Consider the following 762-nt stretch of genomic DNA (forward strand, 5'->3'; position numbering starts at 1 on the left):
AGTAAATAAATAGGACTTAAATTTGGAGAAGTACTCAAGTGGCTCAAGAGGATCCCCTGCTAAGGGATTAGGCTGGGTAACCGGTGCGAGGGTTCGAATCCCTCCTTCTCCGCCATTTAAAAACGAGGTGTAGCGCAGTTTGGTAGCGCACATGGTTTGGGACCATGGGGCCGGGGGTTCGAGTCCCTTCACCTCGACCAACTTGGACCTTTAGCTCAGTTGGTTAGAGCGCCCGGCTCATAACCGGTAGGTCTGGGGTTCGAGTCCCTGAAGGTCCATTATTCTTCATAGGGGTGTAGCTCAGTTGGTAGAGCGTCGGTCTCCAAAACCGTGCGCCGGGGGTTCGAGTCCCTCCACCCCTGCCAAATTAAAAAGGACTTGAAAAAAAATAGATTTTAGAGTAGTATAAAATAGTAAATGAAATTTCGAGGTGTAGCGCAGTTTGGTAGCGCACATGGTTTGGGACCATGGGGCCGGGGGTTCGAGTCCCTTCACCTCGACCAAGAAAAGGGCCTATAGCTCAGGTGGTTAGAGCGCACGCCTGATAAGCGTGAGGTCGCTGGTTCGAGTCCAGCTAGGCCCACCATTTGCCCAGATAGCTCAGTCGGTAGAGCAGGGGACTGAAAATCCCCGTGTCGGTGGTTCGATTCCGCCTCTGGGCACCAGAAATACGGCGGTATAGCTTAGTTGGCTAGAGCGTTCGGTTCATACCCGAAAGGTCATAGGTTCGACTCCTATTACCGCTACCATCTAACTATATCA

At 51.8% G+C, this 762-nt stretch carries 8 tRNA genes; all 8 read left to right on the forward strand.

Annotated features, from left to right (window positions below):
• Positions 1–24 precede the first annotated feature (24 nt).
• The 8 genes from Q3304_RS20730 (at position 25) to Q3304_RS20765 (ending at position 749) form a co-directional block, all read left to right on the forward strand.
• Positions 25–115, forward strand: a tRNA-Ser gene (locus tag Q3304_RS20730).
• A gap of 8 nt (positions 116–123) precedes the next feature.
• Positions 124–200 (forward strand) — tRNA-Pro (locus Q3304_RS20735).
• 4 nt (positions 201–204) lie between these two features.
• Positions 205–278 (forward strand) — tRNA-Ile (locus tag Q3304_RS20740).
• 11 nt (positions 279–289) lie between these two features.
• Positions 290–365, forward strand: a tRNA-Trp gene (locus Q3304_RS20745).
• Positions 366–426: 61 nt separating this feature from the next.
• Positions 427–503, forward strand: a tRNA-Pro gene (locus Q3304_RS20750).
• A gap of 6 nt (positions 504–509) precedes the next feature.
• Positions 510–586: transfer RNA gene (locus Q3304_RS20755), tRNA-Ile, on the forward strand.
• 3 nt (positions 587–589) lie between these two features.
• Positions 590–665 (forward strand) — tRNA-Phe (locus Q3304_RS20760).
• Positions 666–672: 7 nt separating this feature from the next.
• Positions 673–749 (forward strand) — tRNA-Met (locus Q3304_RS20765).
• Positions 750–762: the final 13 nt, after the last annotated feature.

It is taken from the genome of Clostridioides sp. GD02377 (assembly GCF_045899875.1).
GTDB classification, from domain to species: Bacteria; Bacillota; Clostridia; order Peptostreptococcales; family Peptostreptococcaceae; genus Clostridioides; species Clostridioides difficile_A.